The sequence below is a fragment of the Nocardia sp. NPDC051911 genome (genome assembly GCF_040681035.1).
GTDB lineage: Bacteria > Actinomycetota > Actinomycetes > Mycobacteriales > Mycobacteriaceae > Nocardia > Nocardia sichangensis.
In genome coordinates, this window is record NZ_JBFAXY010000006.1 from 63,484 (window position 1) to 85,116 (window position 21,633).

The following is a 21,633-nucleotide window of genomic DNA, read 5'->3' on the forward strand; positions in this document are numbered from 1 at the left end:
CATGGCCGTCGGCAAACGCAGCCGCGGCGCGGCCGAGGTGACCAGCGGTCCCATCGACGATATCTTCGCGGCACTGGCAGGCCGCCCCGACGTGGTGTCCTTCGCGGTCGGAGCGCCCGATCCCGCTCTGCTGCCGAGCGAGCTCGTGGCGACGCTGGCGCAAACGGTCATCGGCAGATACGGCAGCGCCGTCCTCCAATACGGCATGACCCGGGGATTCGCTCCGCTGTTGGACGAAGCCCGAAACCTTCTGCACGGCCGCGATATTCAGTGCACGCTCGAGCGCCTGCATATCTCGACCGGCGGCTCCGGCGCATTGCACAACGTGTGTTTGGCGCTGCTCGACCCGCAGGACGTGGTTCTGGTCGAAACCCCCACTTACGGCCCGGCGGTCAAGGAATTCCGCAGCCACGGAGCGACCGTCGTGGCGGTGCCGTCCGACGAATTCGGCATCGTTCCGGAAGCGCTCGAAGAAGCCCTGGCTCGATACGATACGGCATTCGTCTACCTACTGCCGACTTTCCAGAATCCGACCGGCCGGACGATGCCCGTCGATCGGCGCGAACGAATCGCCGAGATCGTCGTCCGCCACGGCACGCTGGTCATCGAAGACGACGTCTACACCGACCTGCGCTATCGCGGTGTGGCACCGCCCGCGTTGTCGTCTTTCGCCCCGGACAACTCGGTGTACATCACGTCCCTGTCGAAAACTCTCGCTCCTGCGATCCGCGTCGGGATCACCGTTATGCCCCCGGATCTGCTGCGGACCGTGCTCGCGTTGAAGCAGGGCATCGACATGCAGACCTCGACGTACTGCCAGGCGATTGCGGCCGAATTTCTCGGCAGTCCGGACGGGGCCGCGCACCTCGCTCATGTCGTCGACGCCTATTCGGCCAAGTTGGACGCGTTGACGGTCGCGCTCGAGCGGCATTTCCCGGCCGGGTTCCGGTGGGTCGAGCCGGAGGGCGGGATGTTCCTGTGGGTCGAGGGGCCGCCGGGTTTCGATGCCGACGCGCTGCTGGCGCGGGCACTGCGGCACGGAGTCGCGTTCCTGCCCGGCAGCGCGTTCTACGCCGACGACATCACCGAGCACCGCAACACCATGCGGCTGAGTTTCGCGAACGTGCCGCGCGACGCCATCGATCGGGGCATCGCCGCACTGGCGTTCGTCTGCGGGGAGACGGTATGAGTGGTCAGGCCCGGAGGCGGCAGCGCAGCGTGATCGCGCAGAGGCCAACTCGTGCCGGCGACGAACACAGCGCGAGCGATCGGCATCCGGTGCTCGGCACCTGGGAGGTTCGCGCCGACGGCGCTCCGTTCGGCTACCACGTGATGCAGTTCCACCCTGGCGGCACGATGCTGCAATCGAATCCCGACCACGGCAATCGCGCCACGAGCGACAGCAACGGCATGGGCACCTGGCACGGCGCGGGCAACCGGGTCACCGGCGCCTTCTTGGAGTTCACCGTCGATCGCACCGACCCCGCCGTAGTCCGCAAAGGGATCGTCGCCTTCGAACTCGACGTGACCGGCGACGACTTCACCGGACGCGCCACGGCGACGTTCTACGAGTTGTCCGGCGAGCCGGTCGGCGCGCCCGCGACCGCCCGGTTGGCCGGTCGCCGATTCGACGGCGTGGCCGCGCATCGGAACACGCTGGATCTGTCGAGAACGGTATGACCCAGGCGGACCGGCATCGGTCCACCGCTTCCAAATGGGTGAACGGCGAATAGCGATTCGCTGTCGATCGGCCGACGGCAGGTCGAGGATGTGTGTATCGGCGCGCCAGTGCCTAAGCTCGGGTATGTGCCAGGTAAACGAGATATCGCCACTCGACGCGAGTTGGCCGACGCCCCGGCGCCGGGCGATGCGCACGGCGGTACCGCGACGATCGCGCCTGTGCTCTCGTCGGTCGCCCAGGACTACCTGAAGGTCATCTGGACCGCGCAGGAGTGGTCGCAGGAGAAGGTGACCACCAAGTTGCTCGCCGAACGGATCGGCGTATCGGCCTCGACCGTGTCCGAAGCCGTCCGCAAGCTCGCCGACCAAGGGTTGGTCGAGCACGCCCGCTACGGCGCGATCGCCCTCACCCCGGAGGGCCGCCGAGCCGCCGTCGCGATGGTGCGCAGGCATCGGCTCATCGAGACCTTCCTGGTGAACGAGCTCGGCTACGGCTGGGACGAGGTGCACGACGAAGCCGAGGTGCTCGAGCACGCGGTCTCCGAGCTGCTGATGGCCCGGATCGACGCCAAACTCGGATACCCCGATCGCGATCCGCACGGCGACCCGATCCCGTCGGTGGACGGCGCGGTGCCCACCCCGCCCGCGCGCCAGCTCAGCGACTTCCATGCCGGTGAATCCGGCCGGGTCGCGCGCATCTCCGACGCCGATCCCGACATGCTGCGCTACTTCGACTCCGTCGGCATCGCCCTGGACACCGCCATCGCCGTCGTCGAACGCCGCGACTTCGCGGGCACCATCGCCATCCGCATCGGCGCCACCGAATCACCGACCGACCTCGGGCGCCCCGCCGCCGAGGCCATCTGGCTCACCGCCTGACCGGGGCTCCACAGATCAGGCCCACCCCGTCGAACCGGCGATAGCGGGTGCGTCGGGCTCGGACGCCGCCGGGCGTGCCATCGGGGCCGCACCGGGTAACGGCATGGCGCAGGACCGGGGTCACGCAGCCCCTCCGCCGGCCACGCGCGGGCGCATACGACTCGAGCCCGGCGATGGATGACCACCGCGAAGCCCGATGCCCGGAAACCGGCGAAACGATCCCGCCCAGACCGCTTCCGAACACCCCCGGTTTCCGAGGCGGTTCCGGCCGCGGACTCAGCCCAGGTCGGCCCTGAGGGCGGGACACACCAACTCGTCCGCGCGGGCGGCGATGGCGTCGCCCAGTTCGTCGGTGGTCGAGGTGCCACCGAGGTCCGGGGTGCGGACCTCCCCCGCGGCGAGCACGTCGCACACCGCTCGGTCCACCGCGGCCGCCGCGGCGGACTCGCCGAGATGATCCAGCAGCATCGCGCCCGCCAGGACCTGCGCGACGGGGTTCGCGATGCCCTGACCGGCGATGTCGGGCGCGCTGCCGTGCACCGCCTCGAACATCGAGGGGCCGGTGCGCTCGGGGTTGACGTTGCCCGACGGCGCCAAGCCGAGCCCGCCGGTCACCGCGGCGGCGAGGTCGGAGAGGATGTCGCCGAACAGGTTCGAGCCCACGATCACGTCCAGCCGGTCCGGGTGCAGCACGATTTCGGCGGCCAGCGCGTCGACGTGCATCTGCCGCGTCCGCACCTGGGGATACTCGGTCCCGACGCGTTCGAACACACTGTCCCAGTAGGGCATCGAATGGATGAGCCCGTTCGACTTGGTCGCCGAGCACAATCGCCCGGATCGCTCGGCGGCCCGCTCGAAGGCGTAGCGGATGATTCGCTCGCATCCGGTGCGGGTGAACACCGATTCCTGGAGCACGAATTCGTCGGGGCGGCCCTCGTTGTGGATGCCGCCGATCCGCGAGTACTCGCCCTCGGAGTTCTCCCGCACGATGAGGATGTCCAGATCGTCGGCGGTCCGGCCGCGCAGTGCCGATTCCGTGCCGGGCAGCAGGCGCACCGGGCGCAGGTTGACGTACTGACCGAAAGCGCGGCGCAGCGGGATCAGCAGGCCCCACAGCGAAACATGGTCGGGCACACCGGGAAAGCCGACAGCGCCGAGCAGGATCGCGTCGAAGCCCGCGAGCCGCTGCGCGCCGTCCGGCGGCATCATGGCGCCCGTGCGCACGTAGTTCTCGCACGACCAGTCGAATTCGGTCCATGCCAGACCGGGCAGCACGGCGTCGAGCACACGTACCGCCGCCGCGGTGACGTCGACTCCGATCCCGTCACCCGGGATGGTGGCGATGCGGTACTCGCTCACTGGCACTCCTTCACAGTCGCACTCCGATGTACTTGGTCTCCAGGAATTCGTCGATCCCGGTCAGCCCGCCCTCGCGTCCGAGCCCGGATTCCTTGACGCCGCCGAAGGGCGCGGCCGGATTCGACACCACGCCCTGGTTGAGGCCGACCATCCCGGTTTCCAGCGCCTCGCACACCCGCAGTCCGCGCCGGAGATTCTCGGTGAACACGTAGCTCACCAGCCCGTAGGGAGTGTCGTTGGCCCGGCGCACGGCTTCGTCCTCGGTGTCGAAGACGCCGATCGCGGCGACCGGTCCGAAGATCTCGGTGTGGCACAACTCGGCGTCGTCGGGGACGTCGACCAGGACGGTCGCGGGATAGAAAGTGCCCGGTCCGTCCCAGGCCGCCCCTCCGGTTAGCACCCCGGCCCCCCGGGCGCGGGCATCGTCGACCAAGCGCTGCACCTTGGCGACGGCCTCGGTATCGATCAGCGGGCCGACCACGACGTCCGGCTCGGTGCCCCGGCCCATCGGCAGGGCCGCCAGCCGCTCGGCGAGCCTGCGCGCGAAGACCTCGGCGACGCCGCGCTGAACCAGAATCCGATTGGCGGCGGTGCACGCCTGACCGATGTTGCGCATCTTCGCCGCCACCGTGCCCTCGACCGCCTCGTCGAGATCCGCGTCGTCGAAAACCAGCAGCGGCGCGTTGCCGCCCAGTTCCATCGAGGTGCGCATCACCGTCTGCGCGCACTGCGCGAGCAACTGCTTGCCGACCGCCGTCGAGCCAGTGAACGACAGCTTGCGCGAGCGGTCGTCGAGGATCAGCGGAGTCATCACCGCGGCGGGATCCGCCGTCGTGACGACGTTGACCACCCCGGCCGGCAACCCGGCGTCCGCCAGCACCTGAGCCAGCGCCAGCATCGAAAGCGGCGTCTGCTCCGCGGGTTTCACGACGCAGGTGCAGCCCGCGGCGAGCGCGGGCGCGATCTTGCGCGCGCCCATGGCGACGGGAAAGTTCCATGGCGTGATGAGCAGGCTCGGACCGACCGGCTGCCGGGCCACCAGAAAACGCGAGCCGCCGGTCGGCGCGGGCATGTACCCGCCGTCCAGGCGGACGGCTTCCTCGGCGAACCAGCGGAAGAACTCCGCGGCGTAGGCGATCTCACCGCGCGCCTCGGCCAGCGGCTTGCCCATTTCGAGGGTCGCGATCAGCCCGAGCCGGTCGGTGTCGGCCAGCAACGCGCGATGCACGCGCATCAGCAGATCGCTGCGCTCGCGCGGCGCGGTGGCTGCCCAGTCGGCCTGCGCCGCGCACGCCGCGTCCAGCGCCGCGCGACCGTCGTCCGGCGTCGCGTCGGCTACTTCGCACAGCAGTCCACCCGTCGACGGATCGAAGACCGGCAGCGTGCGGGTCGTCGCCCGCCACTGCCCCTGGATGAACAAGCCGCGCGGCACCGTGTCGATCGCGGCGCGTTCGGGCGCGCTCAGCGCGCTTTCGGTGAGCATGGTCGGTGGCTCCTTTCGGCAGCGCGCAGCGTCCGGCCATTGCTGCGACCCGTGCGGCCATGTTATGCATATTGTCGACAATCCGACAATAGACAATGACCCTCCATCCCACCCGCACCGGGAGGCGAACCACCATGACCGAGCTCTCGCCCATCCTGAAACAGGCCACTCCGGTGACCGTCGACCACGGCGCGGGGTGCTACCTCTACGGCACCGACGGACGCCGCTACCTGGACTTCACCGCCGGCATCGGCGTGACCAGCACCGGCCACTGCCATCCGAAAGTGGTCGCCGCCGCGCAGGCACAGGTCGCTTCGCTGATCCACGGCCAGTACACGACCGTGCTGCATCGGCCGCTGCTGGAGCTGACCGAACGGCTCGGCGCGGTGCTTCCGGAAGGACTGGACACGCTGTTCTTCGCGAACTCCGGCAGCGAGGCGGTCGAGGCCGCACTGCGACTGGTGCGCCAGGCCACCGGGCGGCCGAACGTCGTCGTCTTCCACGGCGGTTTCCACGGCCGCACCGTGGCCGCCGCGACCATGACCACCTCGGGCACCCGCTTCTCGGCCGGGTTCAGCCCGCTCATGCCGGGCGTGCACGTCGCGCCCTTCCCCACCGCCTACCGCTATGGCTGGAGCGAGCGGGAGGCCACCGCCTTCGCGCTGCGCGAACTCGACTACTTGTTCGCCACGCTCACCTCGCCCGCCGAGACCGCCGCGTTCATCGTGGAGCCGGTGCTCGGTGAGGGCGGTTACGTCCCCGGCAACACCGAGTTCTTCCACGGGCTGCGCGAACGCGCCGACCGGCACGGCATCCTGCTGGTCTTCGACGAGATCCAGACCGGTTTCGGCCGCACCGGGAAGTTCTTCGGGCATCAGCACTTCGGCGTCCGGCCCGACGTGATCACCATCGCGAAGGGCCTGGCCAGCGGCTTTCCCCTGTCCGGCATCGCGGCGCCGCGCGAACTGATGACGCGGGCGTGGCCGGGTTCGCAGGGCGGCACCTACGGTGGCAACGCGGTGGCGTGCGCGGCGGCGATCGCCACGCTCGACGTGATCGAATCCGAAGGGCTGGTGGACAACGCGGCCGCCCGAGGGGCGCAACTGCTGCGCGGTATGCGCGAGAGCGCCACCAAGGCGATCGGCGACGTCCGCGGCCTCGGACTGCTCGTGGGCGCCGAATTCACCACGGCCACCGGCGAGCCCGATACGGCCACCGCCGCGGCCGCCCAGCGCGCGGCGGTGGACAAGGGACTGCTGCTGTTGACCTGCGGCGCGCACATGAACGTGGTGCGGATGATTCCGCCGCTGATCGTGACCGATACTCAGATCGAGGACGCTCTGGCGATCTGGTCCGAGGTGCTCGCCGAGTTGTAGCGCGCACCCCACCCGTCCGCAGTGCCCGCCCGGCGGGCCCGATCAGGAAGCAGGACCGCATGGCCCGCTACATCACCATCACGCTCACCAAAGCCGCGGTGACCTGCCGCGCCCGTTTGCTGGACGAGGAAGCGCCGCAGACCTGCGCCGCGGTGTGGAACGCGCTGCCGCTGGAAGGCGACGCCTTCCACGCCAAGTACGCCCGCAACGAGGTGTACACCCTGCTCCCGCGCATCGGCGCGGCCCCGCATCGGGAGAATCCGACGGTCACGCCCATCCCCGGCGATGTGTGCCTGTTCGACTTCGAGCCGTGGGAGATCGGCAATCCGGCCTACGGCTACGAGCCCGGTTCCGCGGCCGAGCACGAGCGCGGGGCGACCGATCTCGCGCTGTTCTACGGCCGCAACAATCTGCTGATCAACGGCGACCTCGGGTGGGTGCCGGGCAATGTGTTCGCCACCATCGAGGAGGGGCTCGCCGAGATGGCCGCGGCCTGCAACACGCTGTGGTTGCACGGTGTGCAGGGCGAGACGCTCGTCTTCGCCCGCGCCTGAGCGACGGTGACGAGTGGCCCCGCGGTCTTCCGCGGGGCCATTCGCTTTCAGGAAGCCAGCACGAATTCGGCGTAGCGGGCTACCGCGAGGATCAGATCGTCGGAGTGGCGTGGGCCGATGATCTGCATCCCGACCGGTAGACCCGCGCGAGTCGTGCCCGCCGGGATACTGATCGCGGGTTGCTGGGTCATGTTGAACGGGTAGGTGAACGGCGTCCATTCGGGCCAGCTGCGCAGGCCGCTGCCCGGTGGCACGTCGTGTCCCGCTTCGAACGCGGGAATCGGCACCGTCGGAGTGATCAGGATGTCGTAGTCGTTGTGGAAGGCGCCCATGGTGATACCGATCTGGGCCGCGACGTTGCGCGCGTCGAGATACTCGACGGCGGTGACGGTTTCACCGCGCTCCCAGACCGCGCGCAGGCCCGGATCCACCCGTTCGCGCGTACCTTCCGGGTACCCGGACAGCATGGTGGCCGCGCCGGCCGCCCACAGCAGCTCGAACGCCTCGCGCGGATCGGCGAATCCGGGATCGGCGGCGCTCACCCGGAGTTCGGCGTCGGCCAGCCGGGTCACCGCCGCTTCCACGATCGCGGCGACCTCGGGGTCGACCGTGGCGTAGCCGAGCGCAGGTGAGTACGCCACGCGCAATCCCCGCACGTCGCGTTGCATTTCGGCGCGGAAGGCGGCGAGCGTGGGAGCCAGCGCGGTGGGATCGCGCGGATCCGGTAGCGACAGGATGTCCATCAGCAGCGCCGCGTCCTCGACGGTGCGCGTCATCGGTCCCGCATGCGCCAGCGGACCGAACGGGCTGGCCGGGAACAGCGGAATCCGGCCGTAGGTGGGCTTGAAGCCGACGATGCCGCAGAAGGCGGCCGGAATGCGCACGCTGCCACCGCCGTCCGTGCCCACCGACACCGGGCCCATGCCCGCGGCGACGGCCGCGGCGCTGCCGCCGGAGGAGCCGCCCGCGGTGGTCGACGGGTCGGCCGGATTCCGCGTGACACCCGCCAGCGGACTGTCGGTGACCGCCTTCCACGCGATCTCCGGGGTGGTGGTCTTGCCGAGGAAGACCATCCCGTCCTCGCGCAGCCGCGCAGCCACCGGACTGTCCACCAGCCAAGGTCCCGCCGGGTCGATGGACGTGGAGCCGCGCCGGGTGGGCCAGCCCTCGGTCAGGAAGACGTCCTTGATCGAGATCGGCACGCCGTCGAGCAGCCCTCTGGCATGACCGGACTGCCAGCGCGCCTCGGAGTCCTTCGCCTGCACCAGGGCGCGATCGGGATCGACCAGACAGAAGGCGTTGAGCGCGCCGTCGCGATCGGCGATCGCGCGCAGGATCGCCTCGGTCGCCTCGACGGGCGACAGCGCGCCCGCCGCGTAGGCCGAGACCAGCTCGACCGCGGTCATGGCGGTCGGGTCGGTGGGTTGGTTCTTTTCGGGGTAGCTCATGGATGGGCTCCTTCAGCCGGGCACATACCCCAGCCTTTTGTCGACCACGTTGTCCAGCGGACGTCCGGCGATCCAGTTGTCGAAGTTCTCGGTGAACGCGTCGACGATCTCGGTGCGCCATCCGATGAAGTCACCGGAGTTGTGCGGGGTGATCCGGACGTTCGGCAGTTCCCACAGGGGGTGATCGGCGGGGAGCGGCTCGGGGTCCACCACATCGAGCGCCGCCGCGGCGATCGATCCGGTGCGCAGCGCGGCGACGAGATCGTCGGTCACAACGAGTTCCCCGCGGCCGACGTTGACAAACCTGGCGTGCGGCTTCATCGCGGCGAAGGCGGCGGCGTCGAACATGTTCCTGGTCCGCTCGGTGAGCGGAGCGATCGCGACGACGTAATCGGCGCGGGCCAGTTCGGCGTGCAGATCGGTGGTGACCTCGCCGAAATCCGGGTCCGCCGCGCGCTCCCGCCTGCCGACGGCGCGCACGGTCATGCCGACCGCGCGCAGCAATCGGGCGATATGACGCCCGATCGAGCCGGTGCCCACGATCAGCGCCGTCGACCCCGCGACCCGTTCGGATTCCCGATGCCGCCACTCGTGCCGTTGTTGCAGCAGCAACGAACCGGACAGGTCCTTGGCGAAACCGAGAATCTGCCCGAGCACGTACTCGGCGATCGCGGCGTCGAAGACGCCTCTGGTGTTGGTCACGACCACGTCACTGGCCCGCAGTTCGGGAAACATCGCCGGATCGACGCCGGTGGATCCCATGTGCACCCAGCGCAGCCGGTCGGCGGCATGCCAGGCGCCGGGCAGCGCCCGGGTGCGAAAGTCGTAGACGAACAAGATCTCCGCTCCGCGCAGGGCGTTCGCCAACCCGGGCGCCTCGGTGTACCGGATGGTGGCGCGGCCTGCTACTCGGTCCATTCGTTCGTCGTCGGGCACACTGTCACTGTGCAGGACGACGACAATCGGGCCCTGTTCCACATTGACACACTAAGATCACATCGTATGATTGTCAACAATCCGATCGTGTTCGGAGGTCGTCCCGGCTGAGCGCGAGAGGGGCCGTAGTGGATTTGAGCTTTCCCGACCTCGAAGGGCCCGTTGCACAACGGGGTATCGGGATCATCGCACCGTTCGACCTCGCCCTCGAACGAGAGCTCTGGCGCTGGGCGCCTCTGGAGGTGAGTCTGCACCTGGCCCGTACCCCCTACGAACCGGTTCCGGTGTCGCTGGAGATGGCCGAATTGGTCTCCGACGCGGCGCATCTCACCGCGGCCACCCGCAACGTCCTGCACGTGGAACCCGAAGTCGTGGCCTACCTGTGCACATCGGGCAGTTTCATCAAAGGCCTCGCCTACGAGAAGTCGTTGCGCGACACCATCTGCCGTGCCGGGGCGCTGGACGCGGTCACCACCTCGGGCGCGTTGCTCGAAGCGATCCGCCATCTGGACCTCACCCGGATCTCGGTACTGACCCCGTACGACGAGATCCTCACCCACCGGCTGCACGAGTTCCTCGCCGAAGCCGGCTGCACGGTGGTCCGCTCCGATCACCTCGGGCTCGGCGGCGGCATCTGGAAGGTCAGCTATCGCACGATCGCCGAACGCATCGTCGGCGCCGACGACCCCGAGGCCCAGGCCGTCTTCGTCAGCTGTACCAACCTGCCCACGTACGACGTGATCGAGCCGCTGGAGAAAGCCCTCGGCAAGCCGGTGCTCACCGCCAACCAACTCACCATGTGGGCATGTCTCGGCCGGATGAAGCTCCCGATGATGGGCCCGGGCAAGTGGCTGCTCAACGTTTTCTGAAGGAAGAACATCACATGCACGCACCCACCGTCGGTTTCATCTACCCCGACCACGCGGCTGAGGACGACTACCCGCTCGCGGCGGCAGCGCTCGGCGCGCACCTTCCGGTGGCCCACATCTACGGCACCGATCTGCACGCCGTCCCCGAACTGCTCGAACTGGGCAGCCCGGAGAAATTGCGCCTCGGCGCCTCACTGCTCGCCCGGCACCGCCCCGACGCGATCGTCTGGGCCTGCACGTCGGGCAGTTTCGTCTACGGACCCGAGGGCGCGCGCGATCAGGTGCGCGCGCTGGCCGAGGTCGCGGGCGTCCCGGCGACCAGCACCAGCATCGCGTTCGCCGACGCCGTGCACACGCTGGGACTGCGCACCGTCGCGGTCGCCGCCAGCTATCCCGACGAGGTCGCCCGGCTGTTCGTGGAGTTCCTCGCCGACGCGCGCATCGACGTCGTCTCGATGTCCAGCGCGGGGATCGACACCGCCGCCGAGGTCGGCACCCTCACCCCGGCCCAGGTGCTGCGGCTGGCGGCGGACAACGACCATCCCGACGCGGAGGCGCTGCTCATCCCCGACACCGCGATGCACACCGTGGCGGTGCTGCCGGACCTGGAGGCTACGCTGGGCAAACCGGTGCTGACGGCCAATCAGGTCACGATCTGGGCAGGGCTGCGGCTGGCCGACGCCGAGCCGGTCGTTCCCGGATTCGGGACCTTGTTCGCGGAAAGGCAGATCGATGTCCGTCGTTGATTTCGAGCCGGTGAACCGGCAGTCGACCGCGGAGATGATCGCAGATCGGCTCCGCGAGGCGATCATGCGCGGCAGTCTCGCGCCAGGGTCGCAGCTCGGCGAGGCCGACCTCGCGGCGCGGTTCGCGGTCTCGCGCGGGCCGGTGCGCGAGGCGATGCAGCGCTTGGTGTCCGAGGGTCTGCTGCGCAGCATCCGCCACCGCGGCATCTTCGTCATCGAACTGAGCCTCGACGACGTCGTCGACATCTACCGGGCCAGGACGGCACTGGAGGGCGGCGCACTGGAGCTGATCCTGGACGGTCGCCGCCCCATCGCCTACGAGGCGCTCGGTCCCAGCGTCGAGGAGATGATCGCGTGCGCCGAACGCGGCGACGCGGTCGGCGTGTCGGAGGCCGACCAGGCCTTCCACGAGGCGCTGGTGGAGAGTGCGGCCAGTCCGCGGCTGGTACGCGCGGCTCGCACCTTGCTGATCGAGACGCGCATGTGCTTGGGCGCCTTGCAGACGACCTATCCGGACCTGCGGGAACAGTCCCGCGAACACATCGGCCTGCGCGACGCGATCGGCGCGGGCGACCCCGCGCGCGCCCGCGCTCTGCTCGTCGAGCACATGGACGACGCCGTGCAACGCCTCCGGCACCAGATCGGCTCCTGAACGCCGACTCACCGCGACCGCTACCCGGCCACTGCCGCCGCAGGCGACTTTCCCACACTGCGCGAATTTCCTTGCGGCGGTGGGATTATGCGATGAACCCCCTCGGCGGGCCGGAGCCGGTCACGGAAATCAGCAGACGAGGCTCGAATCCTGCGGCACGGGCAGGTGCGAGCATTGCACAGTGCCGAGCAAGCGCCGCGAGGTGGTCAACCACTATCGCCCGGGAGATTGGCGGGGCGGACGACCATCACCGAGGACGCGCGATTACCGGATTCCCGGAGCAGTGCGATAGCGCGGCCTTCCGGATCGATGGCGGCGTAGACGCCGGGCATTCCGGCCGGAGCGAGCCAGCGTCCGTTGCGCAGGTCGTCGGCCTGCTTGTCATCGATGTCGCGGCGCGGGAACGCCGTTCGCACCGCGGCATCGATATCGAGGCTCAGTGGCGGCACGCCGGACTCAGCGGCGGCGGCCAGATCGTCCAAGGTGCGTGCACGCTCGAGCGTGAACGGCCCGACGCTGGTGCGGCGCAACGCGGTCAAGTGGCCGCCGACGCCGAGCCCGGCGCCCAGGTCTCTGGCCAGCGCGCGCACGTAGGTGCCCGAGGAACATTCGACCACCACGTCCAGGTCGACGAAATCGCCGACATCGCGCCGCGTGAGCACGTCGAACCGCGACACCGTGACCGGGCGGGCGGCCAACTGCACGTCCTCGCCCGCACGGTGGCGGGCATAGGCACGTTCGCCGTTCACCTTGATCGCGCTGACGGTGGCGGGCACCTGCTCGATGTTCCCGGTCAGTTCGGCTGTGCGCGTGGCGATGTCGGCGTCGGCGAGATGACCGGCCGGTGTCGTGGCCAGCACCTCGCCCTCGGCGTCGTCGGTGCTGGTCGCCTGCCCCAGCCGGATGGTCGCGGTGTACGCCTTGGTGGTCAAGGTGAGCAGGCCGAGCAGTTTGGTCGCGCGTTCCACGCCGAGCACCAGCACACCGGTCGCCATCGGATCGAGCGTGCCCGCGTGGCCGATCTTCTTGGTGCGCAGCAGCTTCCGGCATTTCGCGACGACGTCGTGACTGGTCCAGCCACCGGCCTTGTCGATGACGAGCAGCCCGCCGAGTCCGTCCATCAGACGTGCGCGATCGCTGTCAGGATGTACCCGTCGGTGATCAGCCAACGACCGTCGAACGCGATCAGCGGCGTGCCGCCGTCGGTGGTCTGCCCCGGCACCAGCAGTTCGGTATGGAAGCTTCCGCGCCCGGAAGCGGCGGAGCTGTCCTCGATCTCGAACGTGATGTGCGCGTCCTCGAAGCCGAGCCAGCGCAGCGTCAGCGGGAACCACGCCTTATAGGTGGCCTCTTTGGCGCAGAACAGCAACCGGTCCAGGTGCAATTCGGACTCGGTGGTCTTCAGCCATTCCCGCTCCGGCGGCAGGCTGACCGAGTCCAGTACGCCGTCCGGCAGGGTGGCGTGCGGCTCGGCGTCGATGCCGATGGAACGGAACCGCAGTTTGTGACCGAGCGCGGCGGCCTGGTAGCCGTCGCAGTGGGTCAGGCTGCCGACGATTCCGCGCGGCCACACCGGAGCGCCGCGCTCGCCCTTGCCGATCGCGACCGGCTGCTCGCCGAGTTGCGTGAGCGCAAGGCGGGCGCAATGCCGCGCGCCGATGAAGTCACGGCGCCGCTTCTCCACCGACTTGGCGATGAGATGCTCCTCCGCCGGATGCGGCCGCAGATCCTCCGGGTACGCCAGCAACTCGGCCGAGGCCACACCCGCGGGCAGAATTTTCTCGATCATCACCGACGAGCGTAGTCGAGCCGCACCGGGTGGGATCGCAGCGCCATGTGCGTGGGACTACGCCAGCCCGCGCCGCTGCTGCGCTTTGCTGCGCATCTCCGCGGCGGCGGCTTCCATCTCGGGAGTCACCTGGAAGTGTCCGCCCCACTTGTTCAGCGTGCCCGGCGGATACTGCGGGGTCGGCAGGATCTGGCGCAGCAATCGCTCGGGCAGGCCGCGGCGCTGCCACTCGCGCGGGTAGCCGAGCGAGACCTCCTCGAATCGGACGCCGTCGTAGTGCGAGGTCCGCGGGATGTGCAGGTGACCGTAGACCGAGCAGACCACGTTGTAGCGGGTGTGCCAGTCCGCGGTGAGTTCGGTGCCGCACCACAGCGCGAACTCCGGGTAGAACAGCACGTCGGTCGGCTGCCGCACCAGCGGGAAATGGTTGATCAGGACGATCGGGGTGCCCGGGGCGAGCGCGTCGAGCTTGCGCTTGGTCACCTGCACCCGGGCGTGGCACCACGCGTCCCTGGTCAGGTACGGATCCGGCGAGAGCAGGAATTCGTCGGTGGCCACCACGTTGCGCTCACGCGCGATCGCCAGGCCCTCCGCTTTGGTGGTGGCTCCTTCCGGCAGGAACGAGTAGTCGTACAACAGGAACATCGGAACCAGCGTGACCGCTCCGCCGTGCTCTTCCGCGCCCGCGCCCTGCCACACCGGAAACGGATCCTCCGGCGTCAACACATCCAGGTCGCGGCAGATCGACACCAGGTAGTCGTAGCGTGCCACCCCGACCATCTGCACCGGGTCCTTGGCCGTCGTCCACAGCTCGTGATTGCCCGGCACCCAGATCACCTTGGCGAACCGACGGCGCAGCAGCTCCAGCGCCCACCGGATGTCCTCGGTCTTCTCCCCCACGTCGCCGGCCACGATGAGCCAGTCCTCCGGCGAGTCCGCCTTGATCTGCTCGACGACCGGCCGATTCCCCTGGTGCCCGACATGAATGTCGCTCACCGCCATCAACTTGGGTATCACCACACCTACCTTGGCACATCGTTTCGGATTCGCGCGCACCGGCCGAGCCGGGTGTCGCTCACCTCGGTACTTCGGCGCCGACCAGGGCCCACCGGCCCGACAGCGCCCGCCCCGCGACGGCGATCAGCCGCAACAGCATGAACGCGGCGAGGCCGGACCAGATTCCGGCGACGCCCCAGTCGAAGGCCAGCGACAACCAGATAGCGGGCAGGAAGCCGAGCAGGGCCGCTCCGAGCGTGGTGGTGCGCAGGTAGGCCGCGTCACCGGCTCCGAGCAGGACGCCGTCGAGCGCGAAGACGATGCCCGCCACCGGAATGAGCGCGACGAAGAACCACCACACCACGTGCGCGCGCTCCAGCACGTCCGGGTCATCGGTGAACAGCGCGGGGATCGCCACCGCCCCCGCCGCGAAGCAGGCGGCGAGCCCCAGGCTGAAGATCTCCGACCAGCGGGTCACGCGCCGGGCGATCCCTCGGGCGCCGGTGGCATCACCCGCGCCCAGAGCCGCGCCCGTGAGCGTCTGCGCGGCGATGGCCAGCGCGTCCAGGGCGAGCGCCAGGAAGTTCCACAGTTGCAGCACCAACTGGTGGGCCGCTACCGACGCGGCGCCGAAACGCGCGGCGACGGCAGCTGCCGAGACGAAGCACGCCTGGAAGGCGAAACTGCGGACGATCAGGTCGCGTCCGAGGACGAGCTGGGCACGCATCACCGACCAATGCGGGGCGAGGGAAACCTCCTCGCGGATCAGCGCGTTCAGGAACAGGACCGCGGTGACGATCTGACCCGCCACGTTCGCCGCGGCCGAGCCCGGCAGACCCAGGCGCGGTGCGCCGAACAGTCCGTGCACCAGCGCCGGGCAGAGCACCGCCGACACCCCGAGTCCGGCGACGACGTAGACCAACGGCCTGCGCGTCTCCTGGACGCCACGCAGCCACCCGTTCCCCGCCATGGAGATCAGGATCAGCGGCACGCCGAACAGCGCGATCCGCACCCAGTCCAGCGCCTGCGCCGCGATGTCACCACCGCCCGCGATGGCGCTGGTCACCGGCACGGCGAACGCTTGGACCAGCAGCAGGATCGCGACGCCGACGGCCACCGCGATCCACGTGGCCTGCACGCCCTCGGCGACGGCTCCTTGATGGTCGCCCGCGCCGTGACGGCGCGCCGAGCGCGCGGTGGTGCCATAGGACAGGAAGGTCAGCTGCGAACTCGTCTGCGCGAGGATCAACCCGCCCACGGCGAGCCCGGCCAGCGCGAGCGCGCCGAGCCTGCCGACCACGGCCAAGTCGAACAACAGGTAGATCGGTTCGGCGACCAGTACACCGAGGGTGGGCACCGCGAGGCCGAGAATGCGTTTGGGCCCGGCGGCGGCGGCCCGGTCGATAGTTTCCGGCTCGCTCGCGCGCAGGACCGGGTCACCGATATCCGCCCCACTACAACCCCGCGCGCTCACGAACACCTCCCCCGCATGTCGTCCTTCGAGACCACCGTCGTTGCGATCCGGCTCCCACCTTGGCACGGCCCACCGACAAACTCGGCGGCGTCCGGCTCCGGTCGCGGAGAGGGTCGCATCACCGGTGATTCCGGATGTGTGGCACGACGCCGAACCAGGCTCGGATGGCGAGGCGGGCGAACCGGCTCGACTTCCAGCGCCACTCGACAGGCAAACGCCCGCAGGGCACCGGGCACGAACGCGGGGCGCCCCGCACACGCCGAGAGTGCGCCGCATCCGCACACCGCCCCGGTCGATCCGTCGACCCGTCCGGACGACGAATTCGGCCTCAGCACTCGAAACCCGTCGGACCGGAACGTTTTGGTGAGAGCCGACCCGGCATTCGCCGATGATCGAACACGATCATCCGAGCGCGGTCAGCAGCGCGCCGATCAGGTCCTCGGGCGCGCCGTGTGCGGTGTACCCGGCCGCGAAGCGATGCCCACCACCACCCAGTGTCGTGGCCACCTCTGCGACGTCCACCCCGTCGCCCGCACACGCTCCGCTGTCCCGTGAGCGCAGCGATACCGTCCACCGATCCGGCACCACACGAGATTGCTTGAACACCGCGGCGATTCCCGCTTCGGCGGTCGTGCGCACGATATCTATGACGCTCTCGACTTCCTCCGAACGCACGTCGTCGATGTCGTCGCGCCGCACGAACGCGTACACCAATCCGACGCCGCCGCGCGCCCCCGGGACGAGCTGCGCCGTCCCGAGCACCCGCGCCAACATGGGCAGCCATCCGAACGGGTGCGTGTCCATCAAGGTGCGGGCGATATGCGCGCCGTCGATTCCGGTGGCCAGCAGCCGCTCCGCCAGTTCGTGGGTACCCGGCCGCACCCACCGGAACGAACCCGTGTCGGTGACCAGACCGGCGTACAGGCAATGCGCCACGTCCGCATCGATCGGCACACCCCACGCGTCGAGCAGTCGCGCGATCAGGCTCGTGGTGGACTCCGCGGCGGGATCGACCACGTTGATCGCTCCGAACCTCGTGTTCGACCGATGGTGATCGATCACCAGCGTCGTTGCGGCACCGGACAATCGGTCGACAAGCGCACCGAGCCTGCCCGCGCTGCCGCAGTCGACCGCTACCAGCAGGTCGACCTCGGCGCGCACTTCGGCGGGCGCCACCAGGTGCCTTACGCCGGGCAGCGACCGCATCGATACGGGCAATTCCGCCGGCTCGGCGAACGACACCTGCACCGGGACGCCGCGCCGGTGCAGCACCAGCGCCAGCGCCAGACCACTTCCTATGGTGTCCGCATCGGGCTGCACATGGCAGACGATGGTCACCGAGCGCGCGGCGTCGAGCGCCGCCACGGCCGTGTCCAAGCCGGCCGTTTCTCGCATCGTCGTCATCGACTACCGCATGTCACTCGTCGGCGTCGCGTTCGATCTTGTAGGGGTCGGCGTCGCCCGCGGGCCTGGCGGTGGCGGCCACCTTGGCGACCTCGTCGTCCGCGGCCCGCGCCCTGGCGAGCAGTTCCTCCATCTGCCGTGCCGCGTCGGGCACGGTGTCCAGTACGAATGCCAGCGTCGGGGTGAACTTCACCCCGGTTCCCGCGCCCACCTTGGAGCGCAGAACTCCCTTGGCCTTCTCCAGTCCGGCCGCCGCACCGTCGTAATCCGGTTCGGCGTCGAGGGTTTCACCCATCACGGTGTAGTACACCGTCGCCTCCCGGAGATCGCCGGTGACCTTGGCGTCGGTCACGGTCACGAAACGCAGCCGCGGGTCCTTCACCTCGTATTCGATCGCGGTCGCGACGATCGAGGAGATCCGCTTGGCGAGTCGGCGTGCCCTGGCTTGATCCACCATGGCCGTTTCCTCCTCACTATCAACTCTGTTCGATGGCGGTCGGAGCGTGGCTCGCGGCCGCCACCCGAGCTCCGTCGCTGCGCCGCGGTCAGTCCTCGGGCCCGAAGATTCGGCGGCGCACCGCCAGCAACTGTAACTCCGGACGGGCCGCGACGTGCCGTTCACATTTGTCCAGCACCTCGGTCAGATGATCCATGCCCGCACTGACCATGGCCACGCCCAGCAGCGAACGACGGTATAGATCGTGTTCCCCGCCTTCGGCGGCACTCACACCGAAACGCTGCAATTCGGCCAGGATAGGCCGGATCACCGAGCGCTTCTGTTTCAGTGAATGCACATCGCCGAGCAGCAGGTCGAACTCCAGTGCACCCAGGTACACCCACACCCTCCCCAGTCAGGAAGACCCGCCGGGCGCCGCGCACTTCGCGCGGCGCCCGGACTCGTCTCGGTCTATCAGTCGCGCGGCTTCTCGCGCAGTTCGTAGGCCTCGATGATGTCGCCTTCCTTGATGTCGGAGTAGGTGACCGTCATACCGCATTCGAAGCCCTCGCGGACCTCGGTGACGTCGTCCTTCTCCCGGCGCAGCGACGAGATCGACATCGTCTCGGCGATCACCACGTTGTCCCGGAGCAGGCGCGCCTTGGCGTTGCGCTTGACCGAGCCCGACGTGACCATGCAACCGGCGATGTTGCCGATCTTCGACGAACGGAAGATCGCCCTGATCTCGGCCCGCCCCAGCTCGACCTCTTCGTAGATCGGCTTGAGCATGCCCTTGAGGGCCTTCTCGATCTCGTCGATGGCCTGGTAGATCACCGAGTAGTACCGGATGTCGACGCCCTCACGGTTGGCCAGCTCGGTCGCCTTGCCCTCGGCGCGGACGTTGAATCCGATGATGATCGCGTTCGACGCCGAAGCGAGGTTGACGTTGGTCTCGGTGACGCCACCGACGCCGCGGTCGATCACCCGCAGCCGCACCTCGTCGCCCACCTGAATCCCGAGCAGCGCCTCTTCGAGGGCCTCGACCGTACCCGAGTTGTCGCCCTTGAGGATCAGGTTCAGCTCGCTGGTTTCCTTCAGCGCGGCATCCAGATCTTCCAGGCTGATCCGCTTGCGGCTGCGTGCGGCCAGCGCGTTGCGCTTGCGCGCGTTGCGCCGATCGGCGATCTGCCGGGCGATCCGGTCCTCGTCGACCACGAGCAGGTTGTCACCCGCGCCGGGCACCGACGTGAAGCCGATGACCTGAACCGGCCGCGACGGCAGCGCCGCCTCGACGTCGTCGCCGTGCTCGTCGACCATCCGGCGCACTCGGCCGTAGGCGTCTCCCGCCACGATCGAGTCGCCGACCCGCAGGGTGCCGCGCTGGATGAGCACGGTCGCCACCGGGCCGCGGCCACGGTCGAGGTGCGCCTCGATGGCCACACCCTGCGCGTCCATGTCCGGGTTGGCCCGCAGGTCCAGCGCCGCGTCCGCGGTCAGCAGGACCGCCTCGAGCAGCGCATCGATATTGATGTTCTGCCTGGCGGAGATGTCGACGAACATGGTCTCGCCGCCGTATTCCTCGGCGACCAGGCCGTACTCGGTGAGCTGCTGACGCACCTTCTGCGGGTTGGCGCCTTCCTTGTCGATCTTGTTGACCGCCACGACGATCGGCACGTCGGCCGCTTGCGCGTGGTTGATCGCCTCCACCGTCTGCGGCATGACGCCGTCGTCGGCGGCGACCACCAGGATCGCGATGTCGGTGGCCTTCGCACCACGGGCGCGCATGGCGGTGAACGCCTCGTGACCCGGGGTGTCGATGAAGGTGATCAGCCGGTCCTCGTCGCCGAGGTGGGTGAGCACCTGGTAGGCGCCGATGTGCTGGGTGATGCCGCCTGCCTCGCCCTCGCGGACGTTCGCCTTGCGGATGGTGTCCAGCAAGCGGGTCTTACCGTGGTCGACGTGACCCATGACGGTCACCACCGGCGGACGCTGTTCGAGGTCTTCCTCGCCGCCCTCGTCCTCGCCATAGGTGAGGTCGAACGACTCCAGCAGCTCGCGGTCCTCGTCCTCGGGGCTGACCACGTGGACGACGTAGTTCATCTCGCTGCCCAGCAGCTCGAGGGTCTCGTCGTTCACCGACTGGGTCGCGGTGACCATCTCACCGAGGTTGAACAGGGCCTGCACCAGCGCGGCCGGGTTCGCATCGATCTTCTCGGCGAAGTCCGACAGCGACGCGCCGCGAGCGAGCCGGATGATCTCGCCGTTGCCGCGCGGCAGCCGCACGCCGCCGACGGCGGGCGCCTGCATCGAGTCGTACTCTTGCCGCTTCTGCCGCTTCGACTTGCGGCCACGCCGGGGCGCGCCACCGGGACGGCCGAACGCGCCTGCCGCACCACCGCGGCCACCGGGACCGCCAGGACGACCGCCGCCGCCACCGCCGCCACCGGGACGACCGCGGAAGCCACCGGCCGCACCACCGGCACCGGGCGCACCCGCACCCGCACCGGGAGCGCCGCCACCGCCACCGCGGTAGCCGCCGCCACCGCCGCCACCGGGACGACCGGCACCGGCGCCACCGGGACGACCGGGACGACCCGCACCGGGGCCTCCGGCGCCGCCGGGACGCGCCGCACGCGACGGCATCGCGCCGGGATTCGGACGAGGCGGCATCGAGCCGGGGCTCGGCCGCGGGCCGCCGGGACGCGGACCACCAGGGCCGGGCGCCGGACGCGGGCCACCCTGAGCGGGGCCGGGACGCGGACCACCCTGGGACGGACCGGGACGCGGACCACCCTGAGCGGGGCCGGGACGCGGACCACCCTGGGACGGGCCGGGACGCGGGCCACCCTGACCGGGGGCCGGACGCGGCGCGGGACGCTCGGGAGCCGAGGAATAGGGGTTGTTACCGACGCGCGGGGTCTTCGGCCCAGGACGCGGGCCGGGAGCCGCGCCACCCGGGCGATGTCCACCCTGGCCGGGGCCGCCGGGACGCTGCTGCTGCCCGGGGCGCGGGCCGCCCGGCGTCGGACGCGGACCGGCCGGAGCGGGCGCGGAACTCGCGCTCGCGCCCGAAGCCGCGGCGGCTTGCGGGTTGATCGATTCCCGGGCGGCGGGCTTGGGCGCCGGGGCCGGTCCGGGACGCGCGGCGGGGCCCGGCTTCACGGCCGGGGATTCACCGGTACGCGCGGCCGGGGCCGCGGTCTCCTGCGCGGTGGGCGCCGGAGTGGGCGCCGACGGACGGGGACCTGGACGCGGGCCTCCGCCCGCGGGCTTGGGGGCCGGACGACCGGACGGTCCGGGGCGTGCACCCGGCTTGTTGCCGTTGGACGGGGCGGATTTCGCCGCGAACGACTCACGCAGCCGGCGGGCGACGGGAGCTTCCACCGTCGAGGACGCCGACTTCACGAACTCGCCCTGCTCCTTGAGCGTTGCGAGTAGTTCCTTGCTCGTGACACCGAGTTCTTTTGCCAACTCGTGCACGCGGGCCTTGCCTGCCACTGCTCTCCTCACTGAGAGGCCGAGCAGCGCCACCGTTGGGGACGGCGGCCCGCA

Annotated in this window: 20 protein-coding genes; 8 read left to right on the top strand and 12 right to left on the bottom strand. The window is 69.7% G+C overall.

The genetic code is table 11. The annotated features are described in order from the left end of the window. Position 1 precedes the first annotated feature (1 nt). The 3 genes from AB0L97_RS09375 (at position 2) to AB0L97_RS09385 (ending at position 2,559) form a co-directional block, all read left to right on the top strand. Positions 2-1,189, top strand: a complete 1,188-nt coding sequence (locus tag AB0L97_RS09375; RefSeq protein ID WP_355070124.1) for a PLP-dependent aminotransferase family protein — start codon at positions 2-4, stop codon at positions 1,187-1,189. After that, positions 1,186-1,680: a hypothetical protein gene (locus tag AB0L97_RS09380; RefSeq protein ID WP_364426945.1), complete on the top strand. Its 495-nt coding sequence runs from the start codon at positions 1,186-1,188 to the stop codon at positions 1,678-1,680. The genes AB0L97_RS09375 and AB0L97_RS09380 overlap by 4 nt, the downstream gene beginning before the upstream one ends. A 210-nt stretch (positions 1,681-1,890) precedes the next feature. Further along, positions 1,891-2,559 (top strand): metal-dependent transcriptional regulator, encoded by a 669-nt coding sequence (locus AB0L97_RS09385; RefSeq protein ID WP_355071001.1) that lies wholly within the window; start codon positions 1,891-1,893, stop codon positions 2,557-2,559. A gap of 276 nt (positions 2,560-2,835) precedes the next feature. Here AB0L97_RS09385 and AB0L97_RS09390 read toward each other — a convergent pair whose 3' ends face one another. Beyond that, a complete protein-coding gene (locus tag AB0L97_RS09390; RefSeq protein WP_364426948.1) occupies positions 2,836-3,918 on the bottom strand; it encodes a tartrate dehydrogenase in 1,083 nt (360 codons plus the stop codon). A gap of 10 nt (positions 3,919-3,928) precedes the next feature. Continuing rightward, positions 3,929-5,401 (bottom strand): NAD-dependent succinate-semialdehyde dehydrogenase, encoded by a 1,473-nt coding sequence (locus AB0L97_RS09395; RefSeq protein ID WP_364426951.1) that lies wholly within the window; start codon positions 5,399-5,401, stop codon positions 3,929-3,931. Between the two features lie 134 nt (positions 5,402-5,535). Here AB0L97_RS09395 and AB0L97_RS09400 point away from each other — a divergent pair, with 134 nt between their 5' ends. Next, positions 5,536-6,777: an aminotransferase class III-fold pyridoxal phosphate-dependent enzyme gene (locus AB0L97_RS09400; protein WP_364426954.1), complete on the top strand. Its 1,242-nt coding sequence runs from the start codon at positions 5,536-5,538 to the stop codon at positions 6,775-6,777. 59 nt (positions 6,778-6,836) lie between these two features. Then, positions 6,837-7,331 (top strand): DUF3830 family protein, encoded by a 495-nt coding sequence (locus AB0L97_RS09405; protein ID WP_364426957.1) that lies wholly within the window; start codon positions 6,837-6,839, stop codon positions 7,329-7,331. 47 nt (positions 7,332-7,378) lie between these two features. Here the strand turns inward: AB0L97_RS09405 and AB0L97_RS09410 are convergent, their stop codons facing one another. Together AB0L97_RS09410 and AB0L97_RS09415 are read right to left on the bottom strand one after the other, a co-directional pair. Next, positions 7,379-8,779: an amidase gene (locus AB0L97_RS09410; RefSeq protein WP_364426960.1), complete on the bottom strand. Its 1,401-nt coding sequence runs from the start codon at positions 8,777-8,779 to the stop codon at positions 7,379-7,381. A gap of 12 nt (positions 8,780-8,791) precedes the next feature. Next, on the bottom strand, positions 8,792-9,757 hold the full coding sequence (locus AB0L97_RS09415) for a D-2-hydroxyacid dehydrogenase (protein WP_355070110.1): 966 nt from the start codon (positions 9,755-9,757) through the stop codon (positions 8,792-8,794). An 86-nt stretch (positions 9,758-9,843) separates the two neighbouring features. Between AB0L97_RS09415 and AB0L97_RS09420 the strand changes: the two genes are divergently transcribed. Genes AB0L97_RS09420 through AB0L97_RS09430 form a run of 3 tightly spaced genes read left to right on the top strand, consistent with a single transcriptional unit; the run spans position 9,844 to position 11,982 of the window. Then, the gene (locus tag AB0L97_RS09420) at positions 9,844-10,584 is read left to right on the top strand and encodes an Asp/Glu/hydantoin racemase (RefSeq protein WP_356961417.1); all 741 of its coding nucleotides are present in this window, start codon (positions 9,844-9,846) and stop codon (positions 10,582-10,584) included. A 14-nt stretch (positions 10,585-10,598) separates the two neighbouring features. Then, complete coding sequence (locus tag AB0L97_RS09425) at positions 10,599-11,330, top strand: maleate cis-trans isomerase (RefSeq protein ID WP_364426965.1); 732 nt, start codon at positions 10,599-10,601, stop codon at positions 11,328-11,330. After that, a complete protein-coding gene (locus tag AB0L97_RS09430; RefSeq protein WP_355070104.1) occupies positions 11,317-11,982 on the top strand; it encodes a GntR family transcriptional regulator in 666 nt (221 codons plus the stop codon). Before AB0L97_RS09425 ends, AB0L97_RS09430 begins: the two co-directional genes overlap by 14 nt. Before the next feature lie 206 nt (positions 11,983-12,188). On the opposite strand, the gene truB is transcribed toward AB0L97_RS09430, so the two are convergent. From truB to infB, 8 genes are all read right to left on the bottom strand, one after another. Then, complete coding sequence (gene truB / locus AB0L97_RS09435; protein ID WP_364426969.1) at positions 12,189-13,103, bottom strand: tRNA pseudouridine(55) synthase TruB; 915 nt, start codon at positions 13,101-13,103, stop codon at positions 12,189-12,191. Beyond that, positions 13,103-13,771 (bottom strand): 4'-phosphopantetheinyl transferase Npt, encoded by a 669-nt coding sequence (npt, locus tag AB0L97_RS09440; RefSeq protein ID WP_364426972.1) that lies wholly within the window; start codon positions 13,769-13,771, stop codon positions 13,103-13,105. Before npt ends, truB begins: the two co-directional genes overlap by 1 nt. Before the next feature lie 57 nt (positions 13,772-13,828). After that, a complete protein-coding gene (locus AB0L97_RS09445) occupies positions 13,829-14,788 on the bottom strand; it encodes a metallophosphoesterase (RefSeq protein ID WP_356961411.1) in 960 nt (319 codons plus the stop codon). 58 nt (positions 14,789-14,846) lie between these two features. Beyond that, the gene (locus tag AB0L97_RS09450) at positions 14,847-16,172 is read right to left on the bottom strand and encodes an MATE family efflux transporter (protein WP_364427349.1); all 1,326 of its coding nucleotides are present in this window, start codon (positions 16,170-16,172) and stop codon (positions 14,847-14,849) included. Between the two features lie 471 nt (positions 16,173-16,643). Then, the gene (locus AB0L97_RS09455) at positions 16,644-17,645 is read right to left on the bottom strand and encodes a bifunctional oligoribonuclease/PAP phosphatase NrnA (protein ID WP_364426976.1); all 1,002 of its coding nucleotides are present in this window, start codon (positions 17,643-17,645) and stop codon (positions 16,644-16,646) included. A 13-nt stretch (positions 17,646-17,658) separates the two neighbouring features. Then, positions 17,659-18,102, bottom strand: coding sequence for a 30S ribosome-binding factor RbfA (gene rbfA / locus AB0L97_RS09460; protein ID WP_355070094.1), 444 nt, complete (start codon positions 18,100-18,102; stop codon positions 17,659-17,661). 88 nt (positions 18,103-18,190) lie between these two features. Continuing rightward, positions 18,191-18,481 carry a DUF503 domain-containing protein gene (locus AB0L97_RS09465; RefSeq protein ID WP_067810001.1) on the bottom strand — a complete coding sequence of 97 codons (291 nt, stop codon included), beginning with the start codon at positions 18,479-18,481 and terminating at the stop codon, positions 18,191-18,193. Positions 18,482-18,555: 74 nt separating this feature from the next. Next, positions 18,556-21,579: a translation initiation factor IF-2 gene (infB, locus tag AB0L97_RS09470; RefSeq protein ID WP_364426981.1), complete on the bottom strand. Its 3,024-nt coding sequence runs from the start codon at positions 21,577-21,579 to the stop codon at positions 18,556-18,558. Positions 21,580-21,633: the final 54 nt, after the last annotated feature.

Bases quoted from the DNA above. Each gene is read 5' to 3' on its own strand.
- AB0L97_RS09375 (WP_355070124.1), top strand. From the start codon at position 2: ATGGCCGTCGGCAAACGCAGCCGCGGCGCGGCCGAGGTGACCAGCGGT.
- AB0L97_RS09380 (WP_364426945.1), top strand. From the start codon at position 1,186: ATGAGTGGTCAGGCCCGGAGGCGGCAGCGCAGCGTGATCGCGCAGAGG.
- AB0L97_RS09395 (WP_364426951.1), bottom strand. From the start codon at position 5,401: ATGCTCACCGAAAGCGCGCTGAGCGCGCCCGAACGCGCCGCGATCGAC.
- AB0L97_RS09400 (WP_364426954.1), top strand. From the start codon at position 5,536: ATGACCGAGCTCTCGCCCATCCTGAAACAGGCCACTCCGGTGACCGTC.
- AB0L97_RS09405 (WP_364426957.1), top strand. From the start codon at position 6,837: ATGGCCCGCTACATCACCATCACGCTCACCAAAGCCGCGGTGACCTGC.
- AB0L97_RS09410 (WP_364426960.1), bottom strand. From the start codon at position 8,779: ATGAGCTACCCCGAAAAGAACCAACCCACCGACCCGACCGCCATGACC.
- AB0L97_RS09425 (WP_364426965.1), top strand. From the start codon at position 10,599: ATGCACGCACCCACCGTCGGTTTCATCTACCCCGACCACGCGGCTGAG.
- AB0L97_RS09430 (WP_355070104.1), top strand. From the start codon at position 11,317: ATGTCCGTCGTTGATTTCGAGCCGGTGAACCGGCAGTCGACCGCGGAG.
- truB (WP_364426969.1), bottom strand. From the start codon at position 13,103: ATGGACGGACTCGGCGGGCTGCTCGTCATCGACAAGGCCGGTGGCTGG.
- npt (WP_364426972.1), bottom strand. From the start codon at position 13,771: ATGATCGAGAAAATTCTGCCCGCGGGTGTGGCCTCGGCCGAGTTGCTG.
- AB0L97_RS09455 (WP_364426976.1), bottom strand. From the start codon at position 17,645: ATGACGACGATGCGAGAAACGGCCGGCTTGGACACGGCCGTGGCGGCG.
- rbfA (WP_355070094.1), bottom strand. From the start codon at position 18,102: ATGGTGGATCAAGCCAGGGCACGCCGACTCGCCAAGCGGATCTCCTCG.